Annotated in this window: 4 protein-coding genes; 3 read left to right on the top strand and 1 reads right to left on the bottom strand. The window is 71.9% G+C overall.

Annotation, left to right across the window (positions count from 1 at the left end):
* A partial coding sequence (locus tag ACFE76_RS20260) for a sulfate adenylyltransferase subunit 1 (protein WP_375433591.1) occupies nucleotides 1-1,223 on the top strand: 1,223 nt, incomplete at its 5' end.
* On the top strand, nucleotides 1,220-2,026 hold the full coding sequence (locus ACFE76_RS20255) for a sirohydrochlorin chelatase (RefSeq protein WP_375433590.1): 807 nt from the start codon (nucleotides 1,220-1,222) through the stop codon (nucleotides 2,024-2,026). The genes ACFE76_RS20260 and ACFE76_RS20255, both read left to right, overlap by 4 nt.
* 64 nt (nucleotides 2,027-2,090) lie before the next feature.
* On the opposite strand, the gene ACFE76_RS20250 is transcribed toward ACFE76_RS20255, so the two are convergent.
* Nucleotides 2,091-2,972, bottom strand: coding sequence for a PPK2 family polyphosphate kinase (locus ACFE76_RS20250; protein WP_375433589.1), 882 nt, complete (start codon nucleotides 2,970-2,972; stop codon nucleotides 2,091-2,093).
* A gap of 25 nt (nucleotides 2,973-2,997) precedes the next feature.
* Between ACFE76_RS20250 and ACFE76_RS20245 the strand changes: the two genes are divergently transcribed.
* The gene (locus ACFE76_RS20245) at nucleotides 2,998-3,795 is read left to right on the top strand and encodes a dihydrofolate reductase family protein (RefSeq protein ID WP_375433588.1); all 798 of its coding nucleotides are present in this window, start codon (nucleotides 2,998-3,000) and stop codon (nucleotides 3,793-3,795) included.
* The last annotated feature ends 75 nt before the right edge of the window (nucleotides 3,796-3,870 follow it).

The raw sequence follows: 3,870 nt of genomic DNA, 5'->3' as shown, positions 1-3,870 counted from the left end.
CCGACCTCGCGCTGCTCACCGACGGCCTGCGCGCCGAGCGCGAGCAGGGCATCACCATCGACGTCGCCTACCGCTACTTTCACACCCCGGCGCGCAAGTTCATCCTGGCCGACTGCCCGGGGCACGTGCAGTACACCCGAAACACCGTCACCGGCTCCTCCACCGCGGACGTCATCGTGCTGCTGGTGGACGCGCGCAAGGGGGTCGTCGAGCAGACCCGCCGGCACCTGGCGGTCGCCTCGCTGCTGCGGGTGCCGCACGTCGTGCTCGTGGTCAACAAGATCGACCTCGTCGACTACGCCGAGGACGTGTTCACCGCGATCGCGACCGACTTCGCGGTCCTGGCCCGCAGCCTCGGGGTCGGCGACAGCCACTGCATCCCGGTCTCGGCCACCGAGGGCGACAACGTGGTGACCCGCTCGACCCGGACCCCCTGGTACGAGGGGCCGACTGTGCTCGGCTACCTCGAGACCGTCGACGACACCCCGGTCGCGGTCGGCGCGGACTTCCGGTTCCCGGTGCAGTACGTCATCCGGCCGCAGAATGCCGCCCTGCCGCCCTGGGCCGCGGCCGCGCCCGCCGTAGACGGGGACTACCGTGGCTACGCCGGCAAGGTCGAGTCGGGCCGGGTCCGGGTGGGTGATGAGGTCGTCGTGCTGCCGCGCGGCTCGCACGCCAAGGTCGTGGCCATCGACACCGCCGACGGACCGCTGCAGATCGCCGTCGCCGGCCAGTCGGTCACCCTGCGGCTCGACAACGACATCGACGCTTCCCGCGGCGACATCTTCGCCGCCACCGACGCCCCGCCGGCGCCGGTCCGGGAGCTGTTCGGCACGGTCTGCTGGCTGGCCGAGCGCGAGCTCACGGTCGGCGCGCGCGTGCTGGTGCAGCACGGGACCTCGCTGACCAAGGGCATCGTCCGGGCCATCGACGGCGCCCTCGACCTGGTCTACGCGGCCGGCGGCGTGCCCACCTGGCAGGCCGCCAGCAAGCTGGGCCTGAACGACATCGGCCGCGTCCGGGTGGGTTTGGCCGCCGCGCTGCCCGTCGACCCGTACCGCGAGCACCGCACGACCGGCGCGTTCATCCTCGTCGACGAGGCGGACGGCTGGACCCTCGGCGCGGGCATGGCCGGACCCTCAGCCATCTCGGGCACCGTCGCCGAGCCGCACCCCGCCAGCGAGGCCGCTGGTTCCCCACCGGAAGAAAGGGAGCTGTCATGACCGCTCCTGCGCTCGTGCTCCTCGGCCACGGCAGCAGCGACCCTCGCGTCGCCCGGATCAGCCAGCGGATGAAAGCCGCCCTGCTGGAGATCCGGCCGTCCCTCGACATCGAGGTGGCGTTCCTCGACCACTGCGCCCCGAGTGCGCCGCAAGTGGTCAAGGAGCTGGCGCTGCGTGGGGTGACCGAGGTCGTGCTGGTCCCGCTGCTGCTGTCGGACGCATTCCACGCGGCGGTCGAGGTGCCGGCCGTGGTGGCCGCCATCCGGGCCGCCCACCCTGACCTGCGGGTGCTGGCGTCCCGCCCGATCGGGCCGGAGACGTCGTTGCTGTCGGTGATCGACCGTCGGCTCCGCGACGTGCTGCGGGCCCGCCGGGTGAGTGAGCTCGACGGCCTGGTGTTCGCCGCCGCCGGCAGTACCGACGTCCGCAGCAACGCCATCGTCGCCCGCCGCGCCCGGCAGTGGGCCACCCACCACCGGCTGCCCTGCGTGACCGCCTTCTCGGTCGCTTCCGGACCCACGACCGCCGAGGCCGTCCGGACCCTGCGCGGGCAGGGCCGGCGCCACATCGCCGTCGGCAGCTGGTTCCTCGCACCAGGACTGCTCTACTCCCGCCAGGCCGAGCTCGCCTACGAGGCCGGCGCCGTGGCCGTGTCGGATCCCTTGGGCGCCGAACCCGAGATCGCCGAGGTCGCTCTGGTCCGCTACGTCGTCTCCGCGATGGAGCTCGTCGACCTGGGCGACGACCTCGGTACCGAGGCCGAGGACCTCCCCGCCCGTCACCTGTCCGTGGTCGGCGCTTAGACGCGTCCCGAGCCTGTCGAGGGCCCCGAAGGGGTTGCACGTATCGCTCAGGTTGCGCTTAGGACTACGTGGCGGCCAGCCGTACCTTTTCCGCCTCGACGTCGAAGCCGGCGGGCGGCCACGGCAGGTCCAGGCCGCGCAGGTGCTCGACCAGCAGCTGCGCGACGGCCCAGTTGCGGTACCACTTGCGATCCGAGGGGACGACGAACCACGGGGCGCGCTGGGTGCTGCAGCGTTCCAGCACCGCCTCGTAGGCCTCGACGTAGGCAAGCCACTTGCTGCGCTCGTCAACGTCGCCCGGGTTGTACTTCCAGAACTTGGTCGGGTCGTCCAGCCGGGCGGCCAACCGCGCCTTCTGCTCGGCGCTGGAGATGTGCAGGAAGCACTTGATGGTCGTGGTGCCCGAGGCGACGAGCTGGTCCTCCCAGGCGTTGATCTCGTCGTAGCGCTTCTCCCAGACCGACTCCTTGACCAGCGAGTTCACTCGTACGGTCAGCACGTCCTCGTAGTGCGAGCGGTCGAAGATGCCGATCACCCCGGGCGGCGGCAGCTCGCGCTCGATCCGCCACAGGTAGGGGTGCGCGCGTTCCTCCTCGGTGGGCGCCTTGAACGCCTTGATCTTGACGCCCTGCGGGTCGACCATGCCGATCGCGTGCCTGATCACCCCACCCTTGCCCGAGGTGTCCATGCCCTGCAGCACGACGAGGACCTTCGGTGCCCCGGCCTCGCCGGCACGACCGGCGGCGTACAGCCGCTCCTGGAGGTCCGACAGCTCCGGCTCCAGCGCCGCGGTCCGGGCCGGCGCCTCGGTCTTGCCGCCGCTGAAGCCGACGGTGCTCGCCGTGTCGGTCCCGCCGAGGTGGACCGCGCCCGCCGGCAGCCGCAGCAGCTCGCTCAACGGCTGCGGTACGGGCGCGGGCTCGGCCTGCCTGTTCTTCTTCGCCATGCCGTGATTGTGCCAGTCTGGGTCGGTGTCCCGGCCCGCCCTGCAGCTGCTCCTCGCCGCGAGCGGCGCTCGCGAGCCCGGCGACCTCGCCGACGACGACCTGGTGGAGCTCTACCGCTATCCCGAGGACGGCCGGCGCCGGCTGCGGACCAACTTCGTCTCCTCCCTGGACGGTTCGGTCCAGGGGCTGGAAGGAAAGTCGGGCGGCCTGGGCACGGCCACCGACGCGTACGTCTTCGCGTTGCACCGGGCCCTGGCCGACGCCGTGGTGGTGGGTGCGAGCACCGTCCGGCGGGAGGGCTACCGCTCGATCGACCTGCAGCCCTGGCAGTCCGACGTACGCGAGCAGCTTGGCCTGTCACCCTTTCCCGCGCTGGTGATCATCTCCGGCTCGGCCCGGCTCGATCCCGCGATCGCCCAACCGGGGCAGGGATCCGGCGGTCCGGTCATGATCATCACGACCAGCGGCAAGCCCGCCGCCGATCTTGTGCGACTGCGCGACGCCGGCATGGAGGTGGTCGAGTCGGGCCGGACGATCGACCTCGAGGTTGCGCTCGACCTGCTGACCCAGCGCGGCTGGTCCCGGCTGCTCTGCGAGGGCGGGCCGGGCCTGCACCGCAACCTCCTCGCCGCCGGTCTGGTGGACGAGCTCTCCCTCACCCTCGCCCCCGTGGTGGTCGGCGGCCAGGGGCTGCGGTCCACCGCCGGCGCGGCCCTCGCCGCGACCGTCGGCTTCGACCTCGCCTTCGCCCTGCTGGGCGCCGACCAGACGCTGTTCACGAGCTATCGCGCCCGCCGCCCCTCAATACTTGCCTCCACCTGAGATCGGTCCCGCGTGTCGACGCCTTGGATTCAAGCTGTCGATGCAACAGGTTCGGTTGGCTCGGATAGTAGCCGG

The organism is uncultured Friedmanniella sp., from assembly GCF_964244005.1.
GTDB lineage: Bacteria > Actinomycetota > Actinomycetes > Propionibacteriales > Propionibacteriaceae > Microlunatus.
The sequence above is the reverse complement of the archived record's forward strand: the minus strand, read 5'-3'. Positions and strand labels throughout refer to the sequence as shown.

Excerpts from the sequence above, each read along its gene's own strand:
- ACFE76_RS20255 (WP_375433590.1), top strand. The coding sequence starts at position 1,220 with ATGACCGCTCCTGCGCTCGTGCTCCTCGGCCACGGCAGCAGCGACCCT.
- ACFE76_RS20250 (WP_375433589.1), bottom strand. The coding sequence starts at position 2,972 with ATGGCGAAGAAGAACAGGCAGGCCGAGCCCGCGCCCGTACCGCAGCCG.